The sequence below is a fragment of the Streptomyces longispororuber genome (assembly GCF_024448165.1).
Classification (GTDB): Bacteria; Actinomycetota; Actinomycetes; order Streptomycetales; family Streptomycetaceae; genus Streptomyces; species Streptomyces longispororuber_A.
Genome location: NZ_JAMOLN010000106.1, coordinates 1 through 17,322, shown reverse-complemented (window position 1 = coordinate 17,322; position 17,322 = coordinate 1). Strand labels below are relative to the sequence as shown.

The 17,322-nt window shown below is 70.7% G+C and carries 12 protein-coding genes; 9 read left to right on the top strand and 3 right to left on the bottom strand.

The features are described from left to right. Positions 1-364: 364 nt before the first annotated feature. The gene (locus tag M4J07_RS27025) at positions 365-2,410 is read left to right on the top strand and encodes a hypothetical protein (RefSeq protein ID WP_255975656.1); all 2,046 of its coding nucleotides are present in this window, start codon (positions 365-367) and stop codon (positions 2,408-2,410) included. A gap of 325 nt (positions 2,411-2,735) precedes the next feature. Then, complete coding sequence (locus tag M4J07_RS27020; protein ID WP_255975654.1) at positions 2,736-4,103, top strand: hypothetical protein; 1,368 nt, start codon at positions 2,736-2,738, stop codon at positions 4,101-4,103. Between the two features lie 77 nt (positions 4,104-4,180). On the opposite strand, the gene M4J07_RS27015 is transcribed toward M4J07_RS27020, so the two are convergent. Further along, positions 4,181-6,241: an alpha-galactosidase gene (locus M4J07_RS27015; RefSeq protein ID WP_255975652.1), complete on the bottom strand. Its 2,061-nt coding sequence runs from the start codon at positions 6,239-6,241 to the stop codon at positions 4,181-4,183. Positions 6,242-6,315: 74 nt separating this feature from the next. Here M4J07_RS27015 and M4J07_RS27010 point away from each other — a divergent pair, with 74 nt between their 5' ends. From M4J07_RS27010 to M4J07_RS26980, 7 genes are all read left to right on the top strand, one after another. Beyond that, on the top strand, positions 6,316-7,470 hold the full coding sequence (locus M4J07_RS27010; protein WP_255975650.1) for an ROK family transcriptional regulator: 1,155 nt from the start codon (positions 6,316-6,318) through the stop codon (positions 7,468-7,470). A gap of 142 nt (positions 7,471-7,612) precedes the next feature. Continuing rightward, on the top strand, positions 7,613-8,881 hold the full coding sequence (locus M4J07_RS27005; protein WP_255975648.1) for an ABC transporter substrate-binding protein: 1,269 nt from the start codon (positions 7,613-7,615) through the stop codon (positions 8,879-8,881). A 6-nt stretch (positions 8,882-8,887) separates the two neighbouring features. Beyond that, complete coding sequence (locus tag M4J07_RS27000; protein ID WP_255975646.1) at positions 8,888-9,859, top strand: carbohydrate ABC transporter permease; 972 nt, start codon at positions 8,888-8,890, stop codon at positions 9,857-9,859. A gap of 4 nt (positions 9,860-9,863) precedes the next feature. Continuing rightward, positions 9,864-10,703: a carbohydrate ABC transporter permease gene (locus M4J07_RS26995; RefSeq protein WP_255975645.1), complete on the top strand. Its 840-nt coding sequence runs from the start codon at positions 9,864-9,866 to the stop codon at positions 10,701-10,703. A 39-nt stretch (positions 10,704-10,742) separates the two neighbouring features. Then, a complete protein-coding gene (locus tag M4J07_RS26990; protein ID WP_255975643.1) occupies positions 10,743-12,074 on the top strand; it encodes a glycoside hydrolase family 27 protein in 1,332 nt (443 codons plus the stop codon). Positions 12,075-12,163: 89 nt separating this feature from the next. Next, positions 12,164-14,533, top strand: a complete 2,370-nt coding sequence (locus M4J07_RS26985; RefSeq protein WP_255975641.1) for a glycosyl hydrolase family 95 catalytic domain-containing protein — start codon at positions 12,164-12,166, stop codon at positions 14,531-14,533. A gap of 84 nt (positions 14,534-14,617) precedes the next feature. Next, a complete protein-coding gene (locus M4J07_RS26980) occupies positions 14,618-15,805 on the top strand; it encodes an SGNH/GDSL hydrolase family protein (protein WP_255975639.1) in 1,188 nt (395 codons plus the stop codon). Positions 15,806-15,859: 54 nt separating this feature from the next. Here M4J07_RS26980 and M4J07_RS26975 read toward each other — a convergent pair whose 3' ends face one another. Next, positions 15,860-16,312, bottom strand: a complete 453-nt coding sequence (locus M4J07_RS26975) for an SRPBCC family protein (RefSeq protein WP_255975637.1) — start codon at positions 16,310-16,312, stop codon at positions 15,860-15,862. After that, the coding region (locus M4J07_RS26970; protein ID WP_374215087.1) for an aldo/keto reductase at positions 16,312-17,322 on the bottom strand (1,011 nt) is incomplete at its 5' end. The genes M4J07_RS26975 and M4J07_RS26970, both read right to left, overlap by 1 nt.

The window sequence follows — 17,322 nt, the reverse complement described above, 5'->3', positions numbered from 1 at the left end:
CGAGGAGGTCACGCGGGAGAGGGGGCGCGGGCCGTCCGACGGCAGGCGTCGCCCCCAGCGCCTGCACCTTGATGCAGAATTGAGCACGCGTCAATATCTCGGTGCAGATTGCTGCGACGTACGGTGGTTTCACTCGTGGGCGTCTCGAACTCTGCTTAGCCACACTGCAGTTGGGTGCAGGCAAGTAGGGCGAGGCGCTTCGTGATCCTTCTGTCGCGGCCGTTGACACTGTGCCCGTTGCTTCATAACGTTCAGCTCGAATCAGCAAATTGAGTCGTTTCAACCCTCAGTGATGCCTGTGTCGGCGCCGCCCAGCCGCCCTCCACCGCATCGCAGGCGCATCAGATCGAGGAAGCGAGCCGACGTGGAATCCACTTCTGACCGTCCGTTGCACCTGCTGGCCTTCGGAGGCGGGCATGCCGTGCTCGACCCTGGGACAGGAGCACCGGACCGCTTCGTCGACGAGGCACGGCCCCAGCGCACCTTCCTGCTCGACAACGTCTTCGCGCACTGGCACGACCGCACGCACCAATGGGGATCGGGCCACGTCGTGTCCGACCGGGGGAGTGCCCGGTGGCACACCCCGGACGCCCTGCGGATCGAAGCCGACGTGGTCGAGGCCGAGTACCACTTGCTGCCTGGCCTGCAGGTCCAGGTGCGGCGCACGGTGGCGGCCGACCGGCTCGTCGAGCGGTACGCGTTCCGCAACACCGGAACGGAACCGCTCACCACGACCGGGCTCGGGGTGCAGACACCGTTCGCCGATCTCTACGAGGGCGCCCAGCGGGCACTCGACCACGCCGTACACGCCCATGTGTTCACGGGAGGAGGCTGGGCCTGGGTCCTGGCCCAGCCGATGTCGGGTCAAGGCCGCAGTCTCGGACTGATCGTGCGCGAGGGCGCGCTGCACGCGTACGCCGTGGAGACCCGGAACAAGGACACGCTTTCCAACGTCCGCGGCCACCTGGTGCTCCTCGCCACCGACCGTGCACGCAACCCCGGAGCGTTCGGAGGTCAGCCACCCGTCGTCATCGCCCCCGGTAAGGAGTGGGTCCTCCAGTGGGAACTCGGCTGGTACGACTCGACGGACGCCTTCCTCGCGGCCACGCGCGCTCCCGCCCGGATGCCCGCGTACGCCGCCCGGACCGGACACGGCCTCGTCGTGGAAAGCGGCCAGGAAGTGAACTGCCCCGATCGAGCCGTCCGCGTGGTGCGTGAGAGCCCGACGCGGCACCGGCTGACCGCCGATGTGCACGGCACCTATCCCGTGCGCATCGGCGGCGGCGCACGGAGCGAAGTGCTGTTCCATCTGCCAGTGGACGAGATGGTCCGTCGCCGGGCCCACGTCATCATGAGGGACCACGTCGCCCGGGAACGACCAGGGCTGCTCGGACACGCCTTCGTCCCGGTCGACACCCGTACCGGCCTGACCCAGACGGAGAACGGCTGGGCGGACTGGAGCGATGGATCCGAGCGCGTCGCCATGCCGCTGCTGCTCCAACTGGGGACTCGCTTGGGGTGGTTGGACAGGGCGACGACCGGACCGCCGCTCGATGGCTGGGCGCGATTCGCACGGGCGCATCTGCTGGACGCGACCGCGGCCCCCCGGCGCGGTTCACAACTCGGGCACCTGGGCCCGCGGCTCTACGACTCTCCATGGCTCGCCCAGTTCTTCCACGACCGGCACGGACTGACCGGGGACGACGTCGACCTGGACCTGTCCGCCCGCATCCTGGAACGCAACTTCGAACTCGGCGGCCGTGAGCACCTGTCGATCGGGCTGTCGCAGACGGCTGCCGCCGTGGCCGACGCTCTCGGGCCGCCGGGGCAGGACCGCCGCGCCGACGACCTGCGGAACAACATCCTCGACAGCGCCCGGTACTTCGTGAAGGCCGGCCCGCGTCTGCCGCCGCACGAGGTGGCGTACGAACAGTCCATGGTCGCCCCGCTGCTCGACCTGCTGACCGACGCCCACCGGCTCACCGGCGACCCGGTGTTCCTCTCCGCCATCAAGGAGCGACTGCCGTGGCTGCTGGCCTTCTCCGGCCCACAGCCGCACGTGCGACTGCACGGCGTCCCGATCAGACACTGGGACGGCTACTGGTTCGGAGCCGACCGGCTGTGGGGAGACGTCTTCCCGCACCACTGGAGCACCCTGACCGCCTGCACACTGCTGCGTCTCCCTGAGGAGTTGCGCACCGATCACACGGACGGAATCGCCGGGCACATCCTGCGGGCAGGGATGGCCAACTACCGTGAGGACGGCTCGGCCACCTGCGCCTTCGTCATGCCGTCCGCGGTCGACGGACGGGCCGCGCACACGGCGGACCCGCTCGCCAACGACCAGGACTGGCACCTCGTCCTGTGGCTGCGCAACTGGGAGGCCGCCGCCCGGCTGACCGGGGACTGACGGAGGGCCGGCATTGAGTGGCTGCCTCCCGGTGGGGAATGGCTTCCCGACGGAGAGGTCACACCGTGCGGATGTCCGCCTCGCCTTCCGAGAGGAACTCGTCGAGCAGTTCGAAGAGCCATGGCGCACGGAATGTTGGTGGTAACCCTCCGAGTACGCCTCCAGACTCGTGAGCGTCGTTCGGCCGAGGTACATCCCAGGTCGCTTCGCGACGGTGGCCCAGTACTCGCGCTCGCTCGCGCCTGTGAGATCCATTCGGCCATCATCTCGCGTCCGAGCACGGGCTGTTGACCTTCGGCGAAGGGGCCCTCGCTAGGTTGGGCGCATGACAAGCCTCGCTCATCCGCACCTGTCCGGTCTGGGGCGGAACCCGGCGGCCCCGCACGACGTTCTGGTGCGCCTGGCCGCACACGCGGCCGGCCGGGACGGGATCTCGCTGCGTCCCGGGCGGCTGGCGGACTCCGTGGTCGACGCTCTGCTGACGCACGGCGACGACAGCACCGCCGTGCGCCTTCATGGAGACCGGATCTCCGCGTCGATGCGCGCGCGGATCGCGGAGCATCCCGATCCGGCGATCCGTGACGCGTACCCGGACTTCGTCCGCGGCATGGTGGAGCGGGAGGTGACGATCGGGATCGGCGCCCTGGAGGAAGCCTACGGGCAGCCCCGGACGGCACTCGTCGGTGCGCCGAGTCCGAGCCTGCGCGCGGCGGTCGCGCGGGCCTGGTTCGACCGGCCCCTCGCCGTGCAGGCGGCACTGCTCGCCGACCCGGATCCGCAGGTCCGTGCCGCCGCCACCGAGCACCGGCAGCCAGGTGTCCCGCCGGAGTGGAGGGAGCGTTGCCTTGCCGACCCCGACCCCGCCGTCCGCGTCAACGTGGCGCGCTACGTCCCGCTGACGTCGGAGCAGTTCGCTCAGCTCATGCGGAGCGGGGACGAGGAGCTGAATCAGGCTGTCGCGGAGAACCCCCATCTCTCGGCAGAGATGGCCGAGCGGCTCATGGGGATCGACGACCCGCTCGTGCGGGTCGCGGTGGCGCAGAGCCGCCATGTGGACGCCGCGACACGGGACCGACTGTATGCGCTCGTGGAAGCCGAGCGCGCGGCCGGAAGCATTGCGGCCCAGGTGGCTCTGAGCTGGAACTTCACCGAGCCGGACTGGCTGCGAGAAGCGCCTCTCGACGAGCGGATGAGCTATCTGGACTGCCGGCACACGACGTTCCGGCGCGTCCTCGCCTCCTGCCGCGACCTCCCCGAGGAAGCATGGCGTCGGCTGGACAACGATCCGGACCTAGCAGTCCGTCGTGCTGCCGCTCGCCGACCGGACACCCCACCGGACGTCCTGGAAACGCTGGTGCGAAGACACGGCGACGTGTCACACATCCGGCCGCCGCTCGTCGACCACCCCAACTTCCCCCGTCACGTGCTGCGCTCGTTCCTTCACGAACCAGACCCTCACGTGCGCTACGTCGCCCTGCAGGACACGGACCTGCCCGTGCAGGGACTTCGGCAACTCGCCGCGGCTGCCGAGCCCTTCCTGCGCCGCGGAGTCGCCCGTCACCCCAACCTGACGGACGACCTGCTGGAGCAGCTGCTCTGGGACCCGGACCCCCAGGTCGCCGACGACGCGGCTGCCCACTCCGCACTGCGTCCGACCCGGATGTACCGCATCCTGATCGCTGCCGGTCTGTGATGTCGGCGCGATGCCCACCGACCGGGGCGAGCCGGCAGGGGCACCCGATCCGCCCGGCGTGCGCTCGCGCGTGCCGGTCACCGGCGCAGCAGACGCACCAGCACGCTCGGATGGTCCCCCTTCTCCGGGGCGAGTGGCAGCCCGTGCCCGAGCAGCAGCGCCCCTTCGTGCACCGTGCCGGTGTCCTGGTCCTCGTACCGCGCTGCGGGATCGAGGCCGGTCAGCCGGAGGGTGCGCGCCGGGCCCCAGGCGATGATCACGGCGCGGTCGTCCAGGACGTACTGGACGGCGTCGGGCAGGCGGTGTTGCTGACCGAACTGCACGACGGGGCGGATGTCCTTGTACCGGGCGATCTGCTCGCGGGCTTCGGCGAGATCGTCAGCGCTCCAGTGCGTGAGGTCGCCGCCGATGCCGAGGGCTCCGGCCATGGCGATGTGGAAGCGGAAGCGGAGCGGGGTGGTGCGGGCGGTGTGGGGGTTGGGGCTGTCCGTCACCCAGGCGGACATGGTGCGGGCGGGATGGATCTGGCTGTAGCCGTTCTGGATGGCGATCCGGTCGACGGCGTCGGTGTTGTCGGAGATCCAGGTCTGGTCGGTGTGGGCGAGCATGCCGAGGTCGGCGCGGCCGCCGCCGCCCGAGCAGCCCTCGATCCGCAGGTGCGGGTGGTCCCGGCGCAGCCGGTCGAGGACCGCGTAGACGCCGCGGGTGTGCGCCTCCCAGAGCCGTTCGCCGTCCGGCGCGCCCGGCCAGCCGGCCTCGGTGAACGCGCGGTTCATGTCCCACTTGAGGAAGTCGATCGCGTGGTCGCCGACCAGCCGGTCGAGCCACTCGTGGGCCCAGTCGGCGACGTCGGGGCGGGCGAAGTTGAGGACGAGCTGGTTGCGGAGTTCGGTGCGGCGGCGGTGCGGCTGGTGCAGCACCCAGTCGGGGTGGGCGCGGTACAGGTCGCTGTCCGGGTTGGTCATCTCGGGTTCCACCCACAGGCCGAACCGCATGCCGCGTGTGCGGACCTCGTCGACGAGCGGGGTGAGACCGTCGGGGAAGCGCTCCGGGTTGGGGTGCCAGTCACCGAGTCCGGCGGCGTCGCTGGTGCGCCGGCCGAACCAGCCGTCGTCGACGACGAAGAGCTCCACGCCGAGGTCGGCCGCCCGCGCGGCCAGTTCGGTCTGGCCCCGCAGGGTGACGTCCCAGCCGGCGGCCTCCCAGCCGTTGTAGACGATGGGCCGCACCTCGTCGGGCCGTGGCAGGACATGGGCCGCGGTGTACGCGTGCCAGGCCCGGCTCGTGGCACCGAAGCCGCCCGTGCTGAACAGTCCCGCGAACACGGGGGACCGCCACGTCTCGCCCGGCGACAGGTGCCAGGTGATGCCGTCGTGCCCGGATCCGCCGGTGACGGTGAGCGGGCCCCCGGTGTGGTCCCGGTGCGCGGTGATCCGCCAGCTCCCCGACCAGGCGAGGACGGTGCTCCACACCTCGCCGTGCACCTCGTCGGCGTCGCCCGCGTCGACCATCAGCCACGGCGCGGCCTGGTGGCTGCTGATGCCGCGGCGGCTGGTGAACGTCGTCTCGGCGTACGGGGCGGGGGTGCGCCGCAGCTGTGTCTCGCCCGACCAGTCGCCGACCGCGTGACTGAGGCGCTCGGCGGACCGGGCGGGCACGGACCAGCAGGCGGCGTCGCTGCGCAGCACCTCCACCGGATCGGTGCCGGGCGTTCCGCCGTGGTGCAGGGAGAGCGAGCGCTCGATGACGTCGCTGTCGTGGTGGACGGCGTAGTGGAGGGTGATCTCCAGGGGGTGGTGACGGTCGCGCAGGCGTATGTCCAGACGGCCGCCGTCGATGTGGTGGCCCTCGTAGACCCACTCCACGCCGCGTGCGCCGTTCGCATACCGGACGAGCAGCGAGGGCGGGCCGAAGCGCGGTCCTGCCTCAACGGCCAGTTCCTCGCCGCCTGTTGAGGCGAAGCTGCTCGTGACCCCGTCGTACGGCGTGAGGGTGGCGGCCTGACTGAGTGTCAAAGGGCCGCCCCAGTGCAGGTGTTGCGGGGTATCGCCGTCCTCCGCGATGCGCAGTGCGTAGGACGTGGACGGCGTGGTGAGCAGGAACGTGCGGCTGGACGCTGCGTAGGACACCTGAGACATGGGCCGGAGCGTAGGCCCCGGATTCCTTGAAATCAAATATTGACGAAGGAAATTATTACCCCTACGTTGCCTCCATGTTGCTGAGCCGAGCGCAGGTGCTCTCGTCCCCGGCCGCCCACTCGGTGTTCACCACCGTGCTGACCCGCGGACCCGTCGCCCGCCCCGAGATCGCCCGAATCACCGGACTCTCCTCCGCCGCCGTCACCAAGGCGGTCCGGCCGCTCCTCGACGCCGGGTACCTGGAGGAACTGCCCGAGCAGGAACGCGCGGTGGAGGGAGCGGGGCGGCCCGCACACCCCGTCGCCGTCCGCGCGGACCGGGAGTTCTTCGTCGGCGTCAAGGTCACCGCGCACGAGCTGATCGGCGTCGTCACGGACTTGCGGGCGCAGGTCAGGGCGGCCCGGCGGATGCCCGTGTCCGGCAACGAGGTCGATGCGGTGGTCGCCGACATCGCCGCGCTGGTCGCCGAGTTGCTGCCTGATTTCCAGGGGCGGACCCAGTCCCTAGGAGTGTCGGTCTCGGGCGATGTGGACCGAGCCGGGGGAGTGGTGCGCTACTCGCCGTTCCTCGGCTGGCGCGAGGTGCCGCTCGCCGAACTCCTCGGCGCAGCGACCGGACTGACCACCACGGTGGAGAACGACGTCAAGGCGCTCACCGTCGCCGAGCAGTGGTTCGGTGAAGGCGTGGGCGCCGACTCCTTCGCCCTGGTCACGGTCGGCGCCGGCATCGGCTGCGGACTCGTCGTCGGCGGGCAGGTGGTGGCGGGCGGCTTCGGCGTCGCCGGTGAGATCGGGCACATCCCGGTCGCCGCGGGCTCGGGCCCCGACTGTCACTGTGGTGGCCGCGGCTGCGTCGAGGCCATCGCCTCCGAACAGGCCATCGTGGCCCGGGCCCGCGCGGCCGCGGGCGACGACGCCCTGGACCTGACCGGTGCCATGGACCGCGCCCACTCCGGAGACACCGAGGTGCGCGCCGTGTTCGCCGAGGCGGGGCAGGCCATCGGTCTGGGCCTGGCCGCCGTCGTGAATGTGGTCGGTCCCGAGCGCGTCGTGGTCTCCGGCGAGGGCCTGGCCGCGTACGACCTCTTCGAGGAGCAGATCCGCGCCGCCTTCGCCACGCAGGTCTTCGGCGCGGCCGCCCGCTGCCCGCTCGTCGTGCGCCCGCTGCCCTGGGAGGAGTGGGCGCGCGGCGCGGCCGCCGTCGGCATCCAGTCGCTCTTCACCGCCTGACCCGATCTCGCCTGACTCGAACACGCCTGACCTGAACGTACGAGACCCGCACGCACCAGACCCGCACGCACCAGACCCGAATGACATCGCACACGCTCAGCGCCCAGACATCACACCCGTCCGTCCCCGGAAAGGCACTGCCATGTCCGCCAGCTCCGCGCTGTCCCGCCGAGGCTTCCTCGGCACGTCCCTCCTGTTCGTCGCGGGCGCGGCCGTCGCCTGCTCCAGCAACCCGCAGGGCACCGCCGCCGCCAAGGGCGCCAAGGTCACGCTCACGCAGTGGTACCACCAGTACGGCGAGGAGGGCACACAGGCCGCGGTCAAGCGGTACGCGGAGCAGTACACGAAGGCCAACCCGGACGTCGCGATCAACGTGGTGTGGGGCGCCGACACCTCCCAGTACGAGACCAAGCTCAACGCGGCGCTGCTCGGCGCCGACGCCCCCGACATCTTCGAACTCGGCGACTTCCGGGCGGAGATGGCCCGCGCCGGGCAGCTCGAACCGCTCGACGACGTCTACGGCGCGGCCAAGGGCGGCTTCAACAAGGCGGACCTCGACTACCTCACCGTCGACGGCACGCTGTACGGCATCAAGACCATCGACGACGTGATGGTCCTCTACTACCGCAAGTCCCTGCTCAAGAAGGCCGGCGTCACCCCGCCCACCACCTTCGCCGAACTCGTCGACACAGCCAAGAAGTTGACCACCGACGGGGTCAAGGGCCTGTTCATCGGCAACGACGGCATCGGTGACAGTCCTTACCTGCTGGCCTGGTCCCAGGGGGTCGACCTCATCGACGGCAAGAAGGTCGTCTACGCGGACGCCGCCCGCTCCATCGGCGGCCTGCACCAACTGCACTCCGACAAGTCGGTGCTGCTCGGCTTCACCACCGACTGGTACGACCCCGGCGCCTTCAACCAGGGTGCGGCCGCCATGCAGTGGGGCGGCATGTGGTCGCTGCCCGCCATCGAGAAGGCGCTCGGCGACGACTTCGGCGTCGTGCCCTGGCCGGCGTACGACTCCGCCGGCAAGCCCGTCGCCCGGCTCGGCGGCTGGACACAGGCCGTCAACGCCAAGAGCAAGCACGTGGCGGAGGCCAAGAAGTACCTCCAGTGGCTGTGGGTCCAGCAGACCGACATCCAGATCGACTGGGCGGTCAAGTACGGCTTCCACGTCCCGCCGCAGGCCGAAGTCGCCGCCAGGACACCGGAGTTGAAGAAGGGCGCAGCCAAGGACGCCGTGGCCATCGCGAACAAGAACGGCATCTCCTTCCCCGCCGAGTGGACCCAGGCCATGCAGGCCTCCTTCATCGCCGCGGCAGCCGACATAGCCAAGGGCGCCGCGCCGGAGAAGGCCCTCCGCAAGGCCCAGGCCACCGCGCAGAGCGCCCTCGACAAGCAGATGGGCTGACCCGGCATGACCGTCACCACGCCCCTACGGGGAAGTGCGGCGCGCCCCGCGTCCGCCGCGACCCCACGCCGTCGGCGGCTGACCGAACGGCGGTCCAAGGCCCTCGCGTTCATCGTCCTGACCGCGCCGATGCTGCTCGGCCTCGGCCTGTTCCGCTACGTCGCCATCGGCTGGAGCTTCCTGCTCAGCTTCAGCGAGGCCCGCCGCACCATCGCCCTCGGCAATTGGGTGGGTCTCGACAACTACCAGGAGCTTCTCGCCGACGAACGTTTCCGCGACTCGCTCACGATGATCGTGGGATTCACCGCGCTCATCGTCCCCCTCACCTTCGTCGCCTCGCTCGCCCTGGCCGTCCTGGTCAACCGGGTCAGGCGCGGCCGGTCCTTCTTCCGCACCGCGTTCCTGCTCCCCGCCGCGGTCAGCTACGTCGCCGCCGCGATGATCTGGAAGATGGCCCTGTTCAGCGGGGTTCCCTCGGGCCTGGCCAACACCCTCGGCGCCCTCTTCGGTGCCGACCCCACCCCGTGGATCCAGACCCAGAGCCCGCCCCTGTACTGGATCGTCCTGGTCACCCTGCGCCTGTGGCTCCAGGTCGGCCTCTACATGATCCTGTTCATCGCCGGACTCCAGTCCATCCCTCAACACCTCTACGAGGCCGCCTCGTTGGACGGCGCCGGAGCGTGGCGCACCTTCCGCAGCATCACCTTCCCCATGCTGCGGAACACCTCCATCGCCATCCTGCTCCTGATGTTCATCGCGGCGCTGCAGGCCTTCGACGAGTTCTACGCGATCTTCTCCACCGGCGCCTCGCTCGGCAGCGAGCCCGTGCGCACCCCGCTCACGCACCTGTACGGCGTCGCCCTCCAGGACCAGGACTACGGCGTCGGCTCGGCCGGCGCGTTCCTGCTGACGCTGCTGATCGTGCTGGTCACGTTCCTGCAGGGGCGCATCCTCGGGTTCGCCCGCGACAAGGACTGAAGCCATGAACCGATATCGAGGCGGCGCCCTCGGCTCCGCCCTCACGTACCTCGTGCTGTGCCTGCTGGCCGCGGTCTTCCTGATCCCGTTCTACGTCCTGCTGCGCAACGCCTTCATGAGCACGCCCGAGGTCACCGCCACCGATTGGCACTGGCTGCCGTCCGCGCTCAACTGGGACAACTTCAGCTCGCTCTTCGACAACCCGGAGCGCCCCTTCGGCCGCTCGATCGTCAACTCCCTGGTCATCGCCGTCGTCACGGCACCGCTGTCCACCCTGTTCGCTTCGATGGCCGGCTACGCCCTGGCCCGGATCGCGGTACCGGGACGCTCCGCGGTCCTCGCGGTGATCGTGGGCACGCTGATGATCCCGCAGGCCGTCACGTTCCTGCCGACGTTCGTCGTCGTCGGCTCCCTGGGCGGCGTCAACACCATGTGGGGGCTGATCGCGCCCGGCGTGTTCAACGCCTTCGCCGTGGTCCTCTTCCGCAGCTTCTACCTGTCCTTCCCCGCCGAGATCGAGGAAGCGGGCCGCCTGGACGGCCTCAGCTACCTCGGCGTGTACGGCCGGATCATCCTGCCCAACTCGACCACGATGATCGCCTCGCTCGGCGCGCTCTCCTTCATCGAGGCGTGGAACTCCTTCCTGTGGCCGCTGATGATCGGCCAGGACCCCAGCAGCTGGACCGTGCAGATCGCCCTGTCCAGCTTCCTCACGTCCCAGACCGTCAACCTGCCCGAGCTGTTCGCCGGGACGGTCGTGGCGATCCTGCCGCTCGTGGTGATGTTCCTGGTGGCGCAGCGCCACATCGTCCAGGGCATCGCGATGTCCGGTCTCAAGTCGTAGCTCACCCGTAGTAACTCCCCACCGTCTGGAGGCACTTCCGTGAGATCCCGCACCCGCACCCTGGCGTTCGCCGCCGCCTGCACACTGCCCCTGTCCCTCGCCCTGTCCGCCGGCTCCGCCGAGGCCAAGACCCCGTACGTGAAGCCGTTCATGGGCTGGAGCAGCTGGAGCGTGGAATCGTCCTCGCGCGAGGGCTACGGCACCCGCTGGCTGAACGAGGGCAACATCAGGAACGCCGCCGACGCGCTCAGCGGCAAGCTGTCCTCGGCCGGCTACAAGTACCTCAACATCGACGCCGGCTGGAACTTCACCTACGACTGGACCTACCACTCGGACGCCAACGGCATCCCGGACGCCGACAAGGACCGCTTCCCCAACGGCATGGGCGCGATCGCCGACTACGCGCACGGCAAGGGCCTCAAGCTCGGCCTGTACGGGGCGGCCGGCCTGGAGAAGGAGGTCTACGACAAGAACGCGCCGATCCTGGGCACCGACTGCCACGCCCAGGACATCGCGGTCAAGCCGCTGACCCCGACCAACAAGTGGGGCGGCAGCTGGAAGATCGACTACTCCAACCCGTGCGCCCAGGACTACATCGACTCCATCGTCGCCCGGCTCGCCGCCTGGGGCGTCGACTTCATCAAGATCGACGGCGTGACCAAGGACAACGTTGCCGACATCAAGGCATGGTCCACCGCCATCGACCACAGCGGCCGCAAGATGTGGCTGACCGCGAGCGCCTGGCCCGTCGAACTGGAGGCCGGCGACGGACTGCGGCCCTACGCGAACGGGGTGCGCGTCGACACCGACGTCGAGTGCTACTGCGAGACCACCAGCAGCTGGACCAGCTCCGTCGACGACCGCTGGAGCGACCTGCCCAAGTGGCTCGACAAGGTGCGCGCCCCCGACTACCTCGCCGACCTCGACTCCATGCCGATCAACAACAACACCGGCAGCGGCCTCCAGGACGGCATCAACGACACCGAGCGGCAGTCGGTGATGACCTTCTGGTCGATGGCGTCCGCCCCGCTGTACGTGGGCGGCGACATCTACTTCCTCGACGACAAGGCCCGGGCCATCCTCACCAACCCCGAGGTCATCGCCGTCGACCAGGCCGCCGTGCTGCCCAGGCAACTGCGCGACGGCGACACGCAGGTGTGGACGAAGAAGGTCGGCGGCGACACCTACCTCGCCGTCTACAACATGGGCTCGTCGGCCGCCTCCATCACCGTGGACTTCAAAGACCTCGGCGTGCACGGTCCGCAGCGGCTGCGGGACGTCGTCGCGCGCGAGAACCTCGGCTCGTTCAAGCGCAGTTGGACCGCGTCGAACGTGCCGGCGCACGGCTCCCGCCTGATCAAGCTGTCGTAGCCGACGGTCCCCGCTCGCCTCCGGTCCGGCGCGGCAGTCGCCGCCGCGCCGGGCCTCCCTTGCCGCCGCACGGAAGGATCCCCGCACCCATGAGCACCGGACCGTCCCGCCGCTTCGTCCTCGGACTCGGCGCCGCCCTCGCCCTGAGCGGCGTCCCCGCCTTCAGCGCCCACGCCGCACCACGCCGCCCGGCCGGCTCCCCTCTCGTCCCCGCCGCCAGGGCGACCACCCTCTGGTACCCCGAACCCGCCGACGACGAGCTCCTCATCGAGCAGGGTCTGCCGCTCGGCAACGGCAGGCTCGGCGCCCTCGTCGGCGGCGATCCGGCCGCCGAGATCTGCCACCTCACCGACGCGTCGATGTGGACGGGTGGCGCCAACGACACCCCCGACTCGGACGGACAACTCCCGTACGGGCGCGACGACTTCGGCAGCCTCACCCTCCTCGCGCGGACGACCCTGATGATGCCGGGCCACGACCGCGCGGCCGTCACCGACTACCGGCGCACCCTCGACCTCAGCAACGGCCTGGTCACCACCGCGTACACCAAGGGCAAGGTCCGCTACACGCGGGAGATGTTCGTCAGCGCCCCCGACGACGCCTTCGTCATCCGGCTCAGCCAGAGCGGCGGCGGCAAGCTCACCGGAGCGCTCGCCCTGTCCGGCACCCACGGTGAGTCGACCACCCCGGACGCCGCCCGCCGCGTCGCCTCGTTCTCCGCGACGCTCGGCAACGGCCTGCGCTACGCGGCCGCCGCCACGGCCGCGGCAGGCCAGGGCGGCGGAGAAGTCGCCGCGAGCGGATCGCGCGTCACCTTCACGGACTGCGCCGAGGTCGTGATCGTCATCAGTGGCGGCACCGACTACGCCCCCGACCACGCCGCCGGCTTCCGTGACCCGGACGCCGACCCTCTGGACCTCGCCCGGACCAAGGCCCGGGCCGCGGCCGCACACGCGGGCACCGTCCTGCGCGACACCCATGTCGCCGACTACCGGCCCCGCTATGAGCGCTTCACCCTCGACCTCGGCTCCTCGACCTCGCGGCAGCGCCGGCTCGACACCTGGTCGCGACTCAAGGCGCGCGCCGCGGCCGGAGCGGCACCGGACCCCGAACTGGAGGCGAGCTACCTGCAGTTCGGCCGCTACCTCACCCTGTGCGGCTCGCGCGACGGACTGCCCATGGGCCTCCAAGGGGTGTGGCTGGAGGGCAACACCCCGGACTGGATGGGTGACTACCACACCGACATCAACATTCAGATGAACTACTGGCTCGCCGACCGGGCCGGTGACAGCGACACCTTCACCGCGTTCGCCGACTACTGCCTGGCCCAGCTGCCCGCCTGGAGCAAGGTCACCCAGGAGAAGTTCCAGGACTCCCGCAACCGCTACCGCAACACCTCGGGCGAGGTCGCCGGCTGGACGGTCGCGTTCTCCACCAACCCGTACGGCGGCCTCGGCTGGTGGTGGCACCCGGCCGGCAACGCCTGGCTGTGCGAATCCCTCTACGAGCACTACGAGTTCACCCAGGACGCGGCCTACCTCGCCCGCATCCACCCCCTGCTGAAGGGCGCCTGCGAGTTCTGGGAGGCACGCCTGATCGAGACCACGGTCGACGGCCGCCAGGTCCTCGTCGACGACCACGACTGGTCGCCCGAGCACGGTCCGCAGGACGCCCGCGGCATCACGTACACCCAGGAACTCCTGTGGTCCCTGTTCGGCCACTACGAGGAGGCGTGCCGCACCCTGGGCCGCGACACCGCCCACGCCACGACCGTCGCCGCCCTCCGCGAACGCCTCTACCTGCCGCGCGTCAGCCCGAAGACCGGCTGGCTGGAGGAGTGGATGAGCGAGGACAACCTCGGCGAGACCACGCACCGCCACCTCTCCCCGCTCATCAACCTCTTCCCCGGCGACCGGATCCGCCCGGACGCCGGCGACCCCGTCATCCTCAAGGGCGCCACCGAACTGCTCACCGCGCGCGGCATGGAGAGCTACGGGTGGGCGTGCGCCTGGCGGGCCGCGTGCTGGGCACGGCTCAAGAACGCCGACAACGCCTACGACCTGGTGCTGACCAACCTGAAGCCCTGGGCGGGCGGCGACACCGGCACCGCGATGAACTTCTTCGACATGTACCGGGTCTCCGACACCCGCGCCATCTTCCAGATCGACGCCAACCTCGGCACGCCGACGGCCATGCTGGAGATGCTCGTCTACTCACGGCCCGGTCACATCGAACTGCTTCCCGCCCTGCCCGACGCATGGGCGGCCGCCGGCTCCGTCAAGGGGGCGGGCGCGCGGGGCGGGTTCACCCTCGACATGAGCTGGGAGCGGGGCCGAGTAAGGGCAGTGTCCCTGCACAGTGCCGCGGGCGGCACGACCACCGTGACGGCGGGCGGCCGCAGTGCGCGCGTGACGCTGAAGCCCGGCGAGACGGTCGCACTCACCGAGCTGGTGGTCTGAATGAATCGACGACCTGGCGGGACCGACCGCCGTTCAGCGAACGGACGACGAGGGGGCGCCAGAGCCCTCGCGCCGTTGCTCGGCATGCTCCTGGCGCTCGGCCTGGCCATCGCCCCGCCCGCCGCCGCGGCGCCCGACGCCACCGGACGGCGGGTCGCCGCATGGTCGCCGAGCATGACCACGGGCGGCCCGTCGTTCACCGACACGACGCTCCGCATGGTGGTGCACAGCAGCGTCGCCGGCTCGCAGCCCCGCATCACCCTGTCCAACCGCTACAGCCCGGAGCCGCTGCGCGTCGACGCCGTGGACGTCGCCGTGCAGGCGAGCGGCGGCGCGGCGAAACCCGGCACGAGCCACCGCGTCACCTTCGGTGGCTCCGGGCGGCCGACCGTCGACGCGGGGGCGGAGGTGGTGAGCGACGCCGTCCCCATGACGGTCGGCGCCGGACAGAACCTGCTCGTCAGCCTCCACCTGCCCGGCCCGACCGGCACGTCGACCTGGCACTCGGACGCCTTCGACACGACCTACGTGGCCGCCGGGGACCACACCGCCGACGACAGCCCCGAGGCGTTCACGGCGACCACGACGTCCTGGTACTACCTCGCGGGCCTCGACGTCGTGCCGTCGACCGCGAAGGGCACCGTCGTCGCGTTCGGTGACTCCATCACCGACGGCTACCACTCCTCGACCGGCACCTACACCCGCTGGCCCGACCTCCTCGCGGTGCGCCTCGCCGCGGGCCGCGGCCCGCAGCGGCTCAGCGTCGTCGACGCCGGCATCGGCGGCAACCGTGTCCTGACCGACGTGCCCAACCTCTGGCAGGGCGTGAGCGCCCTGAAGCGCTTCCGGCACGACGCCCTCGGTCAGCCAGGCGTCAAGGACGTGATCCTCTTCGAGGGCATCAACGACATCGGCAACAACGCCGGACCGGACGGAGCGCCCCTCACCGCCCAGCACCTCATCGACGGCTATCGCACGCTGATCGACGAGGCCCACCGCGCCCACGTCCGCGTCATCGGAGCGACCCTGATGCCGGACAAGGGCAACGGCTATTACAGCCCGGCCGCCGAGGCGATCCGGCAGGACGTCAACCACTGGATCCGTACCGGCGGAGCCTTCGACGACGTCGTCGACTTCGACCGCGCCCTGCGCGACCCGGCCGATCCCGCGGCCCTCAACCCCGACTACGACTCGGGCGACCACATCCATCCCGACGACGCGGGGATGCGCGCCCTGGCGGACGCCGTGGACCTGCGCAGCCTGCACGCGTGAACGACGGAGTCCCTGGCCCGATCGGGCCAGGGACTCCGTCGTGACGGCTCTCGCTCAGGCGCGGGGGCGTGCGAGCGTGTCGGCCAGCGCGGCCAGACCGTCCCGGTAGATGCCCTCGAACAGGGCGATCGCCTCGTCGTCCGTGACACCGCGCGGGGTGAACGCGCCCGACCACTCCACGCGGGAGCCGCCGTCACCCCGGTCGACGACCCGGAGGGTGGAGCGGTAGCCCGTGACGGGGAAGGGAGCCTGCGCGATGGAGTAGCCGTAGCTGCGGGCCGCCGCGTCGTAGGTCTCCAGGCGCTCGACGATGACGTCGCCGTCGGCGTTCGTCAGGGTGCGCAGCCGGCCGCCGCGGTCGAGGAGGCTCTCCGTGATGTACGGAAGCCAGTCGGGCAGCGACCCGAAGCCGCCGATGAGCTCCCAGACGTCGTCGGCGGGGTGCGTCAGGTCCAGCGTGACCGTGGTCGAGACCTCGGCCGGGGCCGTGGTGGGTCCGGTGCTCATCAGGCGGCGTCCTGCACGGGGACCGGCGCGTCGTGCGCGATGATCTTCTGGTCGCGCAGGGCCTTCCAGAAGGCGTACGGGATGTCCTGGGCCGCGGCGGCGAGGTCCTCGGCGATGCGGCCGGGCCGCGAGGCGCCGGGGATGACGGCGGCGACGGCCGGGTGGGCCAGGACGAACTGGATCGCGGCGGACTTGATGCCGATGCCGTGCTCCTGCGCCAGCGCCTTGATGCGGCCGACCTTCTCCACGATGTGCGCCGGTGCCTCGGCGTACTCGAAGTGGCTGCCGCCGGCGAGGATCCCGGAGCTGTAGGGGCCGCCGACGACGAGGTCGACGCCCTGCTCGGCGGCCGCGGGCAGCAGTCGCTGGAGGGACCGCCCGTGGTCGAGCAGGGTGTAGCGGCCGGCGAGCAGGAAGGCGTCGGGCCGCGGCTCGTCCAGGTCGAGGGTCATCTCCAGCGGCTCGACCTTGTTGACGCCGAGGCCCCAGGCCTTGATGACGCCCTCCTCACGCAGCCGGGTCAGGGCGCGGAACGCGCCGGTGCGGGCGCTCTCGTACACGCCGACCCATGCGTCGCCGTAGAAGTCCTGGGCGATGTCGTGGACCCAGACGATGTCGAGGCGGTCGGTCTTCAGGCGCTTCAGGCTGTCCTCGACGGAACGGAGCGTGGCGTCGGCGCTGTAGTCGTTGACCATCTTGTTGGGGCGGCCGTGCTCGAACAGGGCGCCCTTCTCGCCGAGTTCACGGCTCGTGGGGTCCTCGACCTCGTCGAGGATGATCCGCCCGACCTTGGTGGACAGGACGTACTCGTCGCGCGGCTTGTCGGCGAGGACGTCGCCGAGCCGGATCTCCGCGAGGCCCGCGCCGTAGAGCGGCGCGGTGTCGTAGTAGCGGATGCCCTGGTCCCAGGCGGCCTGCACGGTGGCGGCGGCCTCGTCGTCGGGGATGGCGCGGAACATGTTGCCCAGCGGGGCGGTGCCGAAGCCGACGCGGCCCGGCAGCAGGGAGCG